Annotated in this window: 13 protein-coding genes; 6 read left to right on the top strand and 7 right to left on the bottom strand. The window is 65.2% G+C overall.

Annotated features, from left to right (window positions below):
* Positions 1 to 65: 65 nt before the first annotated feature.
* A complete protein-coding gene (locus MNBBLIKP_RS01880; protein WP_088306905.1) occupies positions 66 to 1,247 on the bottom strand; it encodes an aromatic ring-hydroxylating oxygenase subunit alpha in 1,182 nt (393 codons plus the stop codon).
* A 50-nt stretch (positions 1,248 to 1,297) separates the two neighbouring features.
* On the opposite strand from MNBBLIKP_RS01880, the gene MNBBLIKP_RS01875 reads away from it, so the two are divergent.
* Positions 1,298 to 1,933: a TetR family transcriptional regulator C-terminal domain-containing protein gene (locus tag MNBBLIKP_RS01875; RefSeq protein ID WP_088306903.1), complete on the top strand. Its 636-nt coding sequence runs from the start codon at positions 1,298 to 1,300 to the stop codon at positions 1,931 to 1,933.
* On the opposite strand, the gene MNBBLIKP_RS01870 is transcribed toward MNBBLIKP_RS01875, so the two are convergent.
* Entirely contained in the window at positions 1,914 to 3,320 is a 1,407-nt protein-coding gene (locus MNBBLIKP_RS01870) for a M20/M25/M40 family metallo-hydrolase (RefSeq protein WP_088306901.1), read from the bottom strand. The genes MNBBLIKP_RS01875 and MNBBLIKP_RS01870 overlap by 20 nt on opposite strands.
* Positions 3,321 to 3,468: 148 nt before the next feature.
* Here MNBBLIKP_RS01870 and MNBBLIKP_RS01865 point away from each other — a divergent pair, with 148 nt between their 5' ends.
* The 5 genes from MNBBLIKP_RS01865 (at position 3,469) to MNBBLIKP_RS01845 (ending at position 8,805) form a co-directional block, all read left to right on the top strand.
* Positions 3,469 to 5,841, top strand: a complete 2,373-nt coding sequence (locus MNBBLIKP_RS01865; protein WP_176399615.1) for a putative bifunctional diguanylate cyclase/phosphodiesterase — start codon at positions 3,469 to 3,471, stop codon at positions 5,839 to 5,841.
* Positions 5,842 to 5,945: 104 nt separating this feature from the next.
* A complete protein-coding gene (locus MNBBLIKP_RS01860) occupies positions 5,946 to 6,623 on the top strand; it encodes a L,D-transpeptidase family protein (RefSeq protein WP_088306897.1) in 678 nt (225 codons plus the stop codon).
* A gap of 85 nt (positions 6,624 to 6,708) precedes the next feature.
* On the top strand, positions 6,709 to 7,752 hold the full coding sequence (locus MNBBLIKP_RS01855) for an NAD(P)-dependent alcohol dehydrogenase (RefSeq protein ID WP_088306895.1): 1,044 nt from the start codon (positions 6,709 to 6,711) through the stop codon (positions 7,750 to 7,752).
* An 11-nt stretch (positions 7,753 to 7,763) separates the two neighbouring features.
* Positions 7,764 to 8,414, top strand: a complete 651-nt coding sequence (locus MNBBLIKP_RS01850; RefSeq protein WP_088306893.1) for a 2-hydroxychromene-2-carboxylate isomerase — start codon at positions 7,764 to 7,766, stop codon at positions 8,412 to 8,414.
* 31 nt (positions 8,415 to 8,445) lie between these two features.
* Positions 8,446 to 8,805, top strand: a complete 360-nt coding sequence (locus tag MNBBLIKP_RS01845; protein WP_088306891.1) for a hypothetical protein — start codon at positions 8,446 to 8,448, stop codon at positions 8,803 to 8,805.
* 1 nt (position 8,806) lies between these two features.
* Here the strand turns inward: MNBBLIKP_RS01845 and tilS are convergent, their stop codons facing one another.
* The 5 genes from tilS to MNBBLIKP_RS01820 all read right to left on the bottom strand — a co-directional run bounded on the left by tilS (position 8,807) and on the right by MNBBLIKP_RS01820 (position 14,541).
* On the bottom strand, positions 8,807 to 9,793 hold the full coding sequence (gene tilS, locus MNBBLIKP_RS01840; protein ID WP_088306889.1) for a tRNA lysidine(34) synthetase TilS: 987 nt from the start codon (positions 9,791 to 9,793) through the stop codon (positions 8,807 to 8,809).
* On the bottom strand, positions 9,762 to 10,742 hold the full coding sequence (locus tag MNBBLIKP_RS01835; RefSeq protein ID WP_369678904.1) for a tetratricopeptide repeat protein: 981 nt from the start codon (positions 10,740 to 10,742) through the stop codon (positions 9,762 to 9,764). Before MNBBLIKP_RS01835 ends, tilS begins: the two co-directional genes overlap by 32 nt.
* A gap of 135 nt (positions 10,743 to 10,877) precedes the next feature.
* Positions 10,878 to 11,837, bottom strand: a complete 960-nt coding sequence (locus tag MNBBLIKP_RS01830) for a helix-turn-helix domain-containing protein (RefSeq protein WP_088306887.1) — start codon at positions 11,835 to 11,837, stop codon at positions 10,878 to 10,880.
* 150 nt (positions 11,838 to 11,987) lie between these two features.
* A complete protein-coding gene (ptsP, locus tag MNBBLIKP_RS01825; protein WP_088306885.1) occupies positions 11,988 to 14,267 on the bottom strand; it encodes a phosphoenolpyruvate--protein phosphotransferase in 2,280 nt (759 codons plus the stop codon).
* 118 nt (positions 14,268 to 14,385) lie between these two features.
* Positions 14,386 to 14,541, bottom strand: a complete 156-nt coding sequence (locus MNBBLIKP_RS01820; RefSeq protein WP_088306883.1) for a YdcH family protein — start codon at positions 14,539 to 14,541, stop codon at positions 14,386 to 14,388.
* Positions 14,542 to 14,630: the final 89 nt, after the last annotated feature.

The following is a 14,630-nucleotide window of genomic DNA, read 5'->3' as shown; positions in this document are numbered from 1 at the left end:
GCGAAACTCCCCGAAATTCTCCACCTTGCGTCCGGATCAAGCGAAGGTGGCCTGATTGGCTTGTTCTATTTGCGGCTCCACCCGGCAGTGGGCGCGAAGGGCTGCCTTGCCTCCGGGATCAACGCGCGGATCTTGCGGGCAAAGCTGCGCAGGCAAACCTCGCTGGTAGCGATCGGCCCGGTGCCATAGCTCTTGCTGGCCATGCCTTGCTGCACGCGGCTGATCAGCCAGGTATCCTCGGCATTGACATTGCGGTTGATCCGCCAGTTGGCATAGCGCACCGCCTTCATTTCGCGCCGGTTGTCGGGCAGGCAATAGGCCACTTCGCGCAGCAGGCAGGTGGTGGGGCTGATCGGCAGCCACTGCATGAAATCGATCTGGTCGGCGTAGATGTCGAACGCCATGTTCGGCCACAGCTTGTAATAAAGCCAGCGCCCGTGCGCCGCTTCGGGCAGGTGCTCGACCCGCGGCAGGTAGGCGCCGTAAACCTTTTCCCAGAAGTTCTGCTTCTCGTTTTTGACCACGTCGCCATAGAGCCGGTCGGCCCAGCCATGCGCCTCGATCCGATAGGTCTTGCCGACCAGGCGGCTGAGCCCGTCATGGGCCACCGGAATGTGCAGGTTGTCCGAATAATTATCGCCGACGTTCTTCCAGTTCACGTCGCGCGGGCGGTGCCGGACCGGGCCCATGCTGCGCATGTCTTCGAACCGGTATTGTGCCACTTCGGCTTCGAACGGGGCCATCATTTCGGCGACCCCGGGGAACCCGGCATCTTCCAGCCGGACAAAGATGAAACCGTGCCAGATTTCCAGCGCGACCGGGGCCAGGCCGTTCTCCTCAAGCTTCAGCGTGGGGTATTCGCCTTTCATCGGTACGCCGGTCAGCCGCCCGTCGGTTTCATAGACCCAGGCGTGATAGGGGCAGACCAGCTTTTTGGTGCAGCCCGAAGGCCCTTCGACCAGCCGCATCGCGCGGTGGCGGCAGACATTGGTGAAGGCCCGCACTTCGCCATCTTCGCCGCGGATCACGATCACGCTTTCGCCCAGGTAGTCGAGCGTCTGGTACTGGCCCGGCTCGGCCACTTCGCTGACATGGCAGACGATCTGCCAGCTCGGGCGAAAGATCCGCTCGATCTCCAGCGTCAGGAATTCCTCGTCGGTATAGATCCAGCCCGGCAGCGAAAAGTCGGCGTCGGGATCGACGTCGTGGCTTTCGATTTCGGCAAAGGCGTGGTCGAGCTTGGTCATATCGGGCGAATCCGGATTGCTTGTTGGACGTTCGTACAACAAGTGCTAGAATGCCGCAAGTGAGCACCAAGCCCGCCCTTACCCGCGCCGAACGCGCCTATACGCGGGCCGAGCCCGATGCGCGCCGCCACAGCCTGATCCTGGCCTGCGCGCGGGTGCTGGCCCGCGAAGGAGTGGGCGGCACCAGCGTGCGGGCGATTGCGCTGGAGGCCGGGGTCTCGCCCGGACTGGTCGGGCATTACTTCGCGGGGATCGATGCGCTGGTCGCGGCGACCTATGCCGAGGTCGAAAGCCGGGTCAGCGAAGCACTGGATGCTGCATTGGCGCAGGCCGGGTCCGATCCGCATGCGCGGCTGGAGGCCTTCGTGACGGCCAGCTTTCGCGCGCCGATCGCCGATCCGGAGCTGCTCGCCACCTGGATCGCCTTCTGGAGCCTGGTCCGCGCCCGCCCGGGCATTGCCCGCCAGCACGACGAACAGTACGCCGCCTTCCGCTTGCGGCTGGAACAGCTGCTGGCCGATTGCGGAGTGCCTGCCGCCCGGCTGCGCCGCGCCGCGATCGGCGTGACTGCCCTGGTCGACGGGCTGTGGCTCGAACTGTGCCTGTCCCCGCAGGCATTCGGCGCGCAGGAAGCCGCCGAAATAGCCCGCGGGGCGTTGGCCGGGATTACTTCGACAGGTCGGTAAACAGGCTCAGGAAATAGACCACCCCCGGCTTCACGTTGCTGAGCGCGACGCGTTCGTTAAGGCCGTGGGCGTAATCGTCCGAATCCTTGCTGAAAGTCGGGCTGGCACCATAGCTGGGTACGCCCAGTGCGCGGTACCACATCGAATCCGATGCGCCTGATGCCTGGCTGGGGAAGATCGGCAGGCCGGGATGGATCTTGCGCATCGCTTTTTCCGCCGCCGCGATGAAATCCGCGCGCATCGGCGAGGCGGGGGAGGAGATCGAATCTTCACCGCTGATCGCGGTTACCTTCAGCCCCGGCATGGCTGCGACCTGTTCCAGCACCTTGCGGATGTCCTCGCGGCTGTGCTCGGGGAAGACGCGGCAATTGATGTTCGCGGTGGCGCGCTGTGGCAGGGCGTTCTGGGCATGGCCGCCGGTGATCAGGGTTGGCACGCAGGTGGTTCCAACTTTGCCCACGGTGGCCGGATTGGCGCGCAGCACGGCCAGCGCGGCCGCATCCTTGGGGTTGGCGGCGAAAGCGCGCATCGCGGCGGCCAGGGCAGGATCGCTTTCAAACTGCGCGGCCTGTTCGAAATAGGCCTTGGTCAGCGGGTTCTGCTCAGCCGGGAAGCGATAGGCGCCGATCCGCGCGACCGCTTCGGCCAGCTGGGCAATCGCGTTTTCGGGGCGCGGCGCGCTGGAATGGCCGCCGGGATTGGTCATTTCCAGCTGGTAATCGTCATAGGTTTTTTCGGCGCCCTGCCAGGTCCAGTACAGCGCCTTGCCGCTGGCATCGTCCAGCGTCCCGCCGCCGCCATCGATATTGATCACCAGTTCGGATTTCTTGAGCCGTTCGGCAATGATCCGCCCGGTCTTCATCGTGGTTTCCTCGTCGCCCGAGAATTGCAGGACGATGGTGCGCTTGGGCTTGTAACCTTGGCGGCGCAGCTCGATCAGGCTGGCGGTGGCCAGCGCTGCGTCGAACTTCATGTCGCTCGCTCCGCGGCCGAACAGATAGCCGTTTTCCTCCACCGGGGTGAACGGATCGCGCTCCCAGTCAGCCGGTTTCGCCTCGACCACGTCGATATGGCCCGAAATTACCAGCGGCTTGAGCTTGGGGTCGCTGCCCGGCCAGGTGGCGATCAGATAGGCAGTATCGTCAACCGGCACGATTTCTACCTCGTCGGCCTTCCATCCGCCTGCGACCAGCGCCTGCTTGACCAGCAGCTGCGCCTTGTCGGTCTGGTTGCCGGGGCCCGCGACCGAACGGATCGCGATCAGCTGTTTGGCCAGGTCGAGTGTCTGGGCCTCTGCCTGGGGATAGGCTTTCGCGTCTTTGGCCAGGCTGGGCTGGGCCGTGGCGGCAAGCACGGCGGCAAGGCTGATCAGGTGGGGCAGGCGCATCGACGAATCTCCTTTGGGCACCGGCTTAGTGAGCCGCCGGAGCAAAGAGAAGGGTGCAGTGGTGAAAATTGCGCCGCACTAGGACCGTGTTAACTCCGTTGCGGCTATGGGATCAGGGTTGCAACAGGCAGGATCGAAGATCAGGGCCATGATCAGCCAGCAGGCGCCGCGCGGCGCCGTACCGGCACATTTGCAGGACTGGGTCGATCGGCGGCTCGTCAACACGCATGTCCGCATTGTGCGGATGATGGTGCTGGGGACCTTGCTGAATGCCTGCGCCATGCTGCTGGTCCTGTTTGGCGAGGTCGCCACGGCGCAGCTCACCTTGTTCGCGGCTTCGACTGCATTGGCGGGATTTCACCGGTTGTGGATCGCCGATCCCACTGGCCCGCATCGGGATCGAGTGCACCGCCAACGCCGGGATTTTCGCTGGAACGCATGGTGGATGGGGCTCAACCTGGGTGTGCCGCTGGCGCTGTGGCTGCCGCATGTGCCGCCCGGCGCGCAATTGCTGCTGGCGGTCTGCGGGATCGCGCAGCTTGCTTCGGCGGCCTATACCATGCGCACCCTCCCGCTTTCCGCCACGGCCTGGATCGCGCTGCAGACGCTGGGACTGGCGGTCGGCCTGGCCTGGATCGGCAGCGCGCCAACCACCATCGCGGTGCTCGTTCTGATCGCTGCGGCGGGCATGCTGATCCGCATGGCATTTATTTCGCACCACCTGTTTATTGCCCGCCTGCTGGCCGATCGGGAGCTGGCGACGAGCAACTGGACCGTCCAGGTCCTGCTCAATGAATATGAACAGACCGGATCGGACTGGCTCTATGAGCTTGACCGCGAGGGGCGCCTGATCAACGTCACCGCGCGGTTTGCCGATCGTGCGGGCCGTGCGATCGACGCGCTGGAAGGGCAGCCCTTTGCAGCACTGTTTGGCGCGGATGCGATCCGCGACACGCTGACCGGCGCGCTGACAAGCCGGCGTCCGCTGCATGGCGCGATCCTGGCGCTGGCCAACCCTGGCGGCACGGTCCAGCGTTGGTGGTCGGTCAGCGGCCGACCCAGCCAGGCCGCCGGGGGCGGACGGGTTGCCTGGCGCGGGCTGATTTCGGACGTGACCGATCATCGCATGGCCGAACGCCGCGCCCAGCAAATGGCGCATTTCGATGCCCTGACCGGCTTGCCCAACCGCACCTTGTTTGACCGTACCCTGGGCGAACTGGTGGAAGAACGCGGCCCGGACGAGGCGGTGGCCTTGCTCCATCTCGACATCGATCATTTCAAGGCGGTCAACGACGAATTCGGCCACCCTGCCGGGGATGCCTATCTCAGGATGTTCGCCAATCGCCTGACCGCCGCACTTGAAGCGAGCGGGCTGGGCGGGGCCCGGCGCATGGTTGCGCGGCTTGGGGGCGATGAATTCGCTATCGCGCTGGTCGGCAACGATGCCTGCGATCACGCCGCGCGGCTGGCCGGGGTGCTGGTCGAAACCATGGCCCAGCCCTATGCGCTGGATGATCTGGACATTGCCGGGGGAGTCAGTGCGGGCCTCGCGCTGGCACCGCTCCACGCGGACGACAAGCAACAGCTGTTCTCTTACGCCGACATGGCCCTGACCCGCGCCAAACGCGATGGCCGGGGCACCTGGGAAATGTTCGAACCCGGCATGGACGAGGCATTGCACGAACGCCACGCTTTGGCCCGCGACTTGCGCCATGCGGTTAGCCGGGGCGAGCTGCGCTTGTTCCTGCAGCCGTTGATTGACGTGCCGAGCGAGGCCAAGACCGGCTATGAAGCACTGCTGCGCTGGCAGCATCCGGAACGCGGCCTGGTCCCGCCCGACCAGTTCATCCCGATTGCCGAGGAAACCGGACTGATCGTGCCGGTCGGCGAATGGGTGATCCGCACCGCCTTTGAAGAAGCTGCACGCTGGCCGGGGGGCGAGACGATCTCGATCAACCTCTCGCCGCTCCAACTGTCCAGTCCCAACCTGATGCCGCTGATCGTCCATGCACTGGCTGAAACCGGCATCGACCCGGCCCGGGTGGAATTCGAGATCACCGAGGGCGTGCTGCTCAACAATTCGGAAGCCAATATCGCGCTGCTGGGCAAGCTGCACGATCTGGGCGTGAAGATCGCGCTGGACGATTTCGGCACCGGCTATGCCTCATTGAACTATCTGCTGACCTTTCCGTTCGACAAGATCAAGATCGACCGCCGCTTCGTCAACGAACTGGAAACGCGCGAGGAATCGCGGGCGATCGTGGCAGCGGTGATCGCGCTGGCCAACCAGCTGGGCATGTGCACGCTGGCCGAAGGGGTGGAACAGCCCGAACAGCTTGCCCAGCTACGCCGCGATGGTTGCCGGATGGTGCAGGGCTGGCTGTTCGGCAAGGCCCAGCCGAGCGAGCATTATCACCCGCGCGCCGCATTGCCGCCCGCGGCCCCGGCAGCACGTCTGCCGCGTGCCCGGCGCACGGCCCCGCTGCCGCCGCGCGCCGCGCGCCGATCATCCGGGCGTTAACCTTTCCGCGTTAGCTAGTCCCGGCACGGAACGGTGCCGGATTGCCGCTGGATTTGCCCGGCAGGCATGGCAGGTTGTCCGTCCGGATTGGTGTCGCGAGGAATATGATGGGCCTGAAACTCAACGCTGGAACGGGGATTGTCGCCGGTTTCGTGCTGCTGGTCGGCGCGGCCGGAGCATGGCTGGCCCATTCAACCCAGCCCGAGGCGAGCACTTTGCCGCCCGATCTGGGCGCGCCGGCGGATTTCGCCCAGCCGCAAGGCACCGCGCCCCAGGTGGCACAGGCCCCCGCCCCTGCTGCTCCCGCGGCCCCGGTTGACGAACGGTTTGTAATCAAGCGGGTCCTGCCGATCACCGGGCCGATCAAATATGGCGAATGGCACTGGGATGCTGCCGGGGTGCCGCAAGGCCCGCTGGTGGTGACGGTGGACCTCGATGCCCGCGTCCTTTCGGTGTTCCAGGGCGGCTATGAAATCGGCGCGACCGCCGTGCTGCTCGGCACCACCGAAAAGCCGACTCCGCTGGGAGTCTTCCCGGTCAAGTGGAAGGCCAGGGACCACCATTCGCGCACTTATGACAATGCCCCGATGCCCTTCACCATGAACCTGACCGATGATGGCGTGGCGATCCATGGGACCAAAGTGGAAAAAGGCTATGCCAGCCACGGCTGTGTTGGCGTGCCGAACGATTTTGCCAGGAAACTGTTCCAGATCGCCGAGGTTGGGACCAAGGTTTACATCACCAAGGGCAAGATGGTCGGCAAGGGTGATTCGCTGATCTGATCTGCCGGCCTGCTGCACGAAGCAGGATTTGACACTCCCCCCGATCGCGCGGTTAATGGTGCGGTTAAATCGGGAGAGTCAGACCATGTCCGCCACCAAGGCCTGGGGTGCCACGGCCCCTACCGCGATCCTCGAACCGTTCGAGATCGACCGCCGCGCACTGCGCGACGAGGACGTAGCCATCGCGATCGCCTATTGCGGGGTGTGCCATTCAGACCTTCATGCCGCGCGCAATGATTGGGGCCGGACCAATTATCCGTTTGTGCCAGGGCATGAGATTGTCGGCACGGTCAGCGCGGTCGGCGCCGGGGTTACCAAATTCAAGGCGGGAGACAAAGTCGCGGTCGGCACGCTGGTCGATAGCTGCCGCCACTGCGACGCCTGCGAGGAAGGCGAGGAGAACTATTGCCGCAATGGCTCGACCGGCACCTACAACGGCAAGGACCGGATCGATGGCAGCCCGACCTATGGCGGCTATAGTGCGGCCATAGTGGTGGCTGAACCGTTTGTGCTGCGCCTGCCCGACAGTCTCGACATGGCGGCCGCCGCGCCGCTGCTCTGCGCCGGGATCACGACCTACAGCCCCTTGAAGAACTGGAACGTCGGCCCCGGCACGCGGGTCGGGGTGATCGGCCTTGGCGGCCTTGGCCACATGGGGGTAAAATTTGCCAAGGCGCTCGGCGCGGAAGTGACCATGATCACCACCAGCCCGGCCAAGGGCGACGATGCGAAAAAGCTCGGCGCGGACCACGTGCTGGTATCGACCGACAAGGCGGCGATGAAGGCCGCGACCCGCAGCTTTGATTTCCTGCTCGATACCGTGCCGGTCCAGCACGATGTCACGCCTTACCTGTTCCTGCTCGACAAGCAGGGCACGCTTTGCATCGTCGGGATGATCGAAATGATGCCCAGCTTCCATTCGGGCCTGCTGCTTGGCGGGCAGAAAGCGGTGGCCGGATCGGGCGTGGGCGGGATCGCGCAGACCCAGGAAATGCTCGACCTCTGCGGTGAGCAAGGCATAACTGCCGAGATTGAACTGATCCCGGTCAGCCAGATCAACCATGCCTTCGAACGGATGGAACGCGCTGATATCAAATACCGCTTCGTCATCGACATGGCGACGATCTGAAAGGCCCTGACATGACTCACACCGTGGACCTCTACTGGTCGTTCCGTTCGCCCTATTCTTACATCGTGGTGCCCAAGCTGCTTGAGCTGGAGCGGGACTTTGACGCGAAAGTCAATGTCCGCCCGGTGCTGCCGATCGCGGTGCGCCAGCCGGAATTTTTCGCCAATTCCGATCCCTTGTGGTTCACCTATCTGATGCGCGATTGCGTGCGCTCAGCCGAATTTGCCGGAATGCCGCTACGCTGGCCGCGCCCCGACCCGGTGGTGATGGACTTTGCCACCCGCACCTATCCCAAGGAGCAGCCCTATATCCACCGTCTGACCCGGCTCGGCCAGCTCGCGGCGGAACGCGGGTTTGGCCTGCGGCTGCTGCGCGCAGTCAGCCACACGATCTGGTCGGGCGAGGTCGATGGCTGGCACGAGGGCGACCACCTGGCCAAAGCCGTGGCAGAGGCCGGGGGCGACCTTGCCGAAATGGACGCGGCGCTGGCGGCTGAGGCTGACCGGCTCGACGCCGCAATCAAGGCCAATGAGGCCGACCAGCGGCTTGGCGGGCATTACGGCGTGCCGCTGATGGTCCATGATGGCGAACCGTTCTTCGGGCAGGACCGCTATGACCAGCTGGTCTGGCGGATGCGGCAAAAGGGGATGGCAGAACGTTAGAATATCCTTTGTCACAATAGGAGGAAGCTGAATGATCGGTGCTTTGCTGGCACTTGCCGCTAACACACTGGCCGCACCCGTCGATATCGGTCCCGAGCCGACGATGGATGAATTTATCGCAATCGTCGAACCAGCGCTGATCACCGAAATGCCCGCGTCCAAGGAGGTTACCTTTGTCTGGCCATATCGCCTTCTGCCCGGCGGGATTGGATATTATACTTGCGGGAAGGTCGGCACATTCAAAGGCCGGGTGCCGCGCGAAGAAATCTGGGTCAGTGCGGTCGTTGCGAAGAGCAAGACGGTAAACACGCAATGGTCGACCAAGAATGGGATGCTGGCCTGGATCTGCAAGCGCAGCGTCAAGAAGGGCGAACTGATTCCAAGGGGATAGACTAACCTCCCGGGCGTCGCCGCGGCGCGCGGGTAAAGTGCCAGCCGTCCGGCATGGCCCGTGCCACCAGACCGCCGATCGACATGGGTTGCCGCGCCAGCAGCGTATCGAACAGCCGGGCCACGGCGCTGCCGCGCGGGGGCTCGCCGTCGAGTTCGGTGACGATTCGCGCCAGCACCCGCATGGCCACCGCGCGCGGCGCCTTTGGGCGATAGGTCAGCCCCATCGCGCTGCGCTCGACGCATTCGCTCCATTCGCGCTGTGCGGCCCAGTCCAGCGCCTGATCGGCGTCGGCCAGATGCGCGGCGCTGGCAGCCAGCATTGGCACGTCGATCCAATCTGCCCCGGCCAATGCCTTGCGCAGCCGCACCCGGTCAAACCGGTCATCGTGGTTGGAGGGATCCCGCGCCGTCGCGATCCCCGCCGCATCCACCACCGCGCCAAGCTCCCCGCGGCGCCACCCGAGTAGCGGGCGCAGCAGCGGCAGTGCGGTGCCTGGCACTTGCCCGCGCGCGCGCACTCCGGCCAGCCCGGCCACGCCGCTGCCCCGGTTGAGCCGGGCCAGGAGGGTTTCGGCCTGATCGTCGGCATGGTGTGCGGTGGCGAGGGCTGCAAGTCCGCGCTCATCCATCCACCCCGCGAGGGCGGCATAGCGTGCGGCGCGGGCTTCGGCCTGGACATTTCCTGGCTCAACCTGAACTGGCAGCACCCGGTGCGGCACACCAAGCTTGGTGCAGATCGCCGCCACCATCGCGGCTTCCTCCGCCGCTTCGGCGCGCAGGCCATGATCTACGGTCGCGGCTTCGATCCGGTCCGGCAAGGCGGCATGGGCCAGCAGCAGCAGCGCCAAACTGTCCGGCCCGCCTGACACGGCGAGGCCCAATCTGCCATCACCCGCCCACAACGCGGCAAGGTCTGCCGCAAAGCGCGTGGTCAGTTCGGGATCGGCCGCACTATCAATTGCACTTGGTTCCGGCGCGGGTGGCATCGTACTGCGCTTTGAGCCGCCCGGCAGCTTCCGCCGGGTAGTCATCGGCGAACTGCGACAGTGCGACGCAGGCGCGGTTGCTGTCCTTGAGCTGGCGCATCGATTCGGCCAGGAACAGCAAGCTGTCCGGTGCGCGGTCACCCTTTTTCCCGGCCTGATAGTTCTGCAGGAACCAGCTTGCCGCCTCACGCGGGTTGCCTTCGTCCAGATAGGCGCGGCCCAGCAGGTTGCGGGCATAGCTGACGCGGGTATGCTTGGGATACTTCTGCAGGAACAGCTTCAGCTGCTGCTCTGCCTCGGGATAGAACTTTTTCTCCCACAGCCGGTAGCCATAGGAATATTCATCATCGCCCGCGTCGGCCGTGGCCGGTTTTTCAACCGCCTTTACCGCTGCCAGCCGCTGCGCTGATGGGGTTGCTGGTTTCGTCGTCGCGGCGGGTGTGGTTACCGCCGGTTTGGGGGCCAGCGCAGGGGGGGTAATCGCCGGGGTCGTAACAACGGGCTTGGGCACCGTGACCGCAGGACTGGCTGCGGGATTGGCCGCAGGGGGTGTGTCTGTCACAGCCGCCGCATTGCTGGCGGAAAGCGCCGCCACCCTGGCTTCAAGCTGGACGATCTTGTTGCCGCTGACTTCCTGCTGCGCCGTCAGCCGGGCCAGCTGTGCTTCCACCGCATCCATCCGCGCGAGCAGATCGGTGATCGGGGTAGAGGCCGGAGTGCCCGTGGTGGTGGTCGTGCCGGCGGCACCGGACTGGACCAGCGGGGCAAAGTATTTGCCGTCCCCGCCAGGGAACACTGCCCGCTGCAATGCCGCGATCTCTGCCTCAAGCTTGCGGATGCGGACTTCGGCGCTGTCGCTCGTGCTTTGGGCCAGGGCCGGGGTGGCGGGCGCAGCCAGGGCCAGAACCAGGGCTAACAGGGGCTTGGGGAGGATGGGCTTGTGCATCATATCTGTCCGTCTAGCTGGATCTGCCATGGGCCGTGCCGCAGCGCGGCCGAACCGGCGATTAACCACCGCATTCAGCCATGCCGCAGCCCGGCCGTGCTGTCGAGATGGGCAGAGCCGCTATCCGCAGGCTTTGCGTCAGGTTGCGGCGGGAGCCGGGGCCTGAACCTGGGCAGCGGGTACGGCTTCGATCGGGGCGGTCAGCGGGGCTGGTGCGGCCTCGGTCGTTGCCTCACGCCGGGGACGCGGCGCGGCGCGTGGGCGCTGGCGCTCGGCGGCAGGGGCCACTGCCGGTGCGGTAGCAAGAGGTGCGGGCGGAGCCGCGCCGCGCGCCAACAGCGCCGCCGCCGTAACCGGCACGTCTTTCATCGTGCGCTGGACGTCGGACAGCCGGGGCACGGCTTGACCGCCGATGGTGATCGCCAGCTGATCAGGCCGCGCGGTCCACAGTTTGACCTCGGGCAGGTTCGCGGGAACAGCATAGCTTTCGCCCAGCGCCAGTTCCTTTTGCAGCAACTGGTTGCCCGCGCCGTCATAGAATTTGACCCATACCCCCTGGCTTTGCGCGGTGAATACCACCGGGCCGTTGGCTGGCGGGGTGGCGGGGGCAATGGCCGGCGCTGCGGCTGCCGGGGTCGGGCTTTCTTCAGGCAGGATCGAGGGCAGGGATCCGCCTGGCGCATAATAGCTGCGCCACAGCGCGAAGCCGGCCAGCACCATGATCAGGGCCACCAGGGCGGCAAGCCAGGCAAAGCGCGCGCTGGGCACACGGGCCGGATCGCCGGGTTCAAAGGTCTGCGCCGGGCGGCGCTGCTGCTCAGGCTCGGCCACAGCAAGCTCTGCGCGGACTGCTGCGACGATTTCAGCCTCGTCCATGCCCAGCGCCTTGGCGTAAGTGCGCGAAAAGCCAACCGCATAGGCCCGGGCGGGGAGCGAGCCATAGTCGCCGCTTTCGATCGCGGCGAGATGGCGTTCGGGAATCCGGGTCTGGGCCGCAACCTGTTTCCGGGTCAGCCCCGCGGCCTCACGGGCCCGCACGAGCTTGTCTCCGGCACTGTCCAGCGGCAATTCCGCTTCCGCGACCACTTCTTCCGACATTACGACCCCAAATTCGTTGCCTTTGCGGCATCTGCGCGGTCCGCAGGAACCCCGTTTACTATCCAAAGTCAACGGGTTTCGGCGCGTTGCGGGCTGCCTGTCGGCAAGATGCCCGCGAAATGTGACAGGCTGGTGATTGCCAGGCCGCGGCTATTCGATCTCGATCCCGCGTTCCTCGGCCCAGCGGGTCAGCGCCTCGCGCAGGTTGGGCGGCGGGGCAGAGAGCCACTGGTTCATGGCGGCAGTGATTTCGGCAAGATCGATCTTGCGGACCAGTTCCTTGATCGGTCCGACCGAAGCCGGGGTGATCGACAGGCGGCGGATCCCGATGCCCAGCAAGGCCAGCGCTTCCAGCCGCCGGCCGCCCATCTCGCCGCAGACGGTCACGTCAACGCTGTGCCCGACCAGGCTCAGCTGCACCCGCTTGAGGAACCGCATGATCGAAGTCGACAGCCAGTCATAGCGTTCGGCCAGCTTGGTATGCGAGCGGTCGGCCGCGAACAGGAACTGGGTGAGATCGTTGGTCCCGATCGACAGGAACGAAAGCCTGGGCGCCAGCACGTCAAGCTGTTCGGCCAGCGCCGGCACTTCGAGCATGGCGCCATAGCGGATCGCTTCGGGCAGCAGTTTCTTTTGCCCTTTGAGGTACTTGCGCTGGCTTTCGAACACTTCGCGTGCAGCGTCGAATTCCCAGGGTTCGGAGACCATCGGGAACATCACGTTAAGCGTGCGCCCCGCCGCCGCTTCCAGCAGGGCGCGGGCCTGAACCTTGAGCAGCCCGTCGCGCTCCAGCGCCACGCGCAGTGCGCGCCAGCCCATCGCGGGGTTTTCCTCATGCTCGCCGTCGTTGTGGCGCAGATAGGGCAGCACTTTGTCCCCGCCGATGTCGACCGTGCGAAACACCACCGGCTTGTCGCCCGCGGCATCCAGCACGTCACGGTACAGCCGGGTCTGGCGTTCGCGCGCCGGGAGCGTCGCGGATACCAGGAACTGGAATTCGGTGCGGAACAGTCCGATCCCGTCGGCCCCGGTCAGCGACAGATTGGGCATGTCATCGCGCAGCCCGGCGTTCATCATCACCTTGATGCGGGTGCCGTCGCGGGTGAACGGTTCGACATCGCGCAGTGCGGCATAGGCGGCCTGGCGTTCCTTGCTTTTGGCAAAACGCGCTTCAAAGGCTTCGGCCATGGCGGGCAAGGGGCGCACGGTGACATTGCCCTGATCGCCATCAAGCAACAACTGGTCGCCATCGCGGACCGTTCCGCGCAGCGAGCGCACCCGCCCCAGCACCGGGATACCCATCGCCCGCGCCACGATTACCACGTGCGCGGTAAGCGATCCTTCCTCAAGCAGTACGCCTTTCAGGCGCCGCTTGTCATATTCCAGCAGTTCCGCCGGGCCCAGATTGCGCGCGATCAGGATCGTGTCGCTGCGCAGCCCCATGCTGGCGGCAGTGCCCATCTGGCCCGAAACGATCCGCAGCAGGCGGTTTGCCAGATCTTCCAGATCGTGCATCCGGTCTGCCAGCAAGGGATCGTCGATCTGGCGCATCCGCATCCGGGTGCGCTGCTGGACGCGCTCGATCGCGGCCTCGGCGGTCAGTCCGCTGTCGATCGCCTCGATGATCCGGCGGCTCCAGCCTTCGTCATAAGCGAACATGCGGTAGGTCTCGAGCACTTCCTCATGCTCACCGCCCACGCCGAATTCGGCCTGGCTGGCCATCCGGTCAATTTGTTCGCGCATCTTGTCAAACGCCAGATAGACGCGCTGCAATTCGGCATCGCGGTCTTCGGCCATGACGTGTTCGATGGTGATGCGCGGCTGGTGGTACACCGCGCTGCCCACGGCCAGCCCCTTGACCAGGCTGAGCCCGGTCAGCCGCTGCGGTCCGCTGAGTTGGGGCGAAAGGCCAGCCACCTCTTCCTCGTCGACCAGATCGGCATTGGCAATCAGTTCCGACAGCACCATGGCCACGGTCTGCAGCGCCTCGATCTCAACCTCTTCATAGCGGCGCGGATCGACGTGCTGGACGCACAGCACCCCGACCGAGCGCTCGCGCCGGACAATCGGCACCCCGGCGAAGGAATGGAACTTGTCCTCCCCGGTTTCCGGGCGATACGAAAAGTCCGGGTGCGCGGTCGCTTCGGCCAGGTTAAGCGTTTCGACGTTGCCGCCGATCGTCCCGACCAACCCTTCGCCGATCGCCATGCGGGTCACGTGCACTGCTTCCTGCGCCAGTCCTCTGGTCGCGAACAGTTCAAGCATGCCTTCGCGCAGCAGGTAGATCGAGCAGACTTCGCTATCCAGTCCCTCGCCAATGATCTCGACCACCTGGTTGAGTTTGGCCTGGGCATGGCTGCGCGATGCCATGACATCGTGCAGGCGGGTCAGGATCGTCCGGGCGGCGGAAACGGCGCTGGGTGCGGGCATGCAGGCAGCCTAGCCGAAACCACGCCGCTTGGGAACGTGTGTGGTCCGATGCGGATACGAATTTATCCCGGCGGTCGGCCGACCCCGCGCGGGACCGGCCAGTTTCGCTGCAACCGGGCTAAATGTGTTCGATTTCCTCCTTGATCCGCAGCTTTCGCTTCTTGAGCGATTGGATCATCGCAAGGTCAGGCAGGGGGCGGTTCATTTCTTCGCGGATCTGGCGGTCGATTCCGGCGTGACGCTGCTGCAATGCACTGACATGCGACTGTTCCATTGGACTGTCTCCTTGGTCATAACCCATCGGGCTGGCAGAACCACCAGACGGGCCGACTCGGAACCCGCCTGGGGGTCGCTGCGATTGTC

Source organism: Novosphingobium sp. B 225 (assembly GCF_002198665.1).
Taxonomy (GTDB): Bacteria; Pseudomonadota; Alphaproteobacteria; order Sphingomonadales; family Sphingomonadaceae; genus Novosphingobium.
Note: the sequence above shows the minus strand (reverse complement) of the source record. Positions and strands in the feature narration are given on the sequence as shown.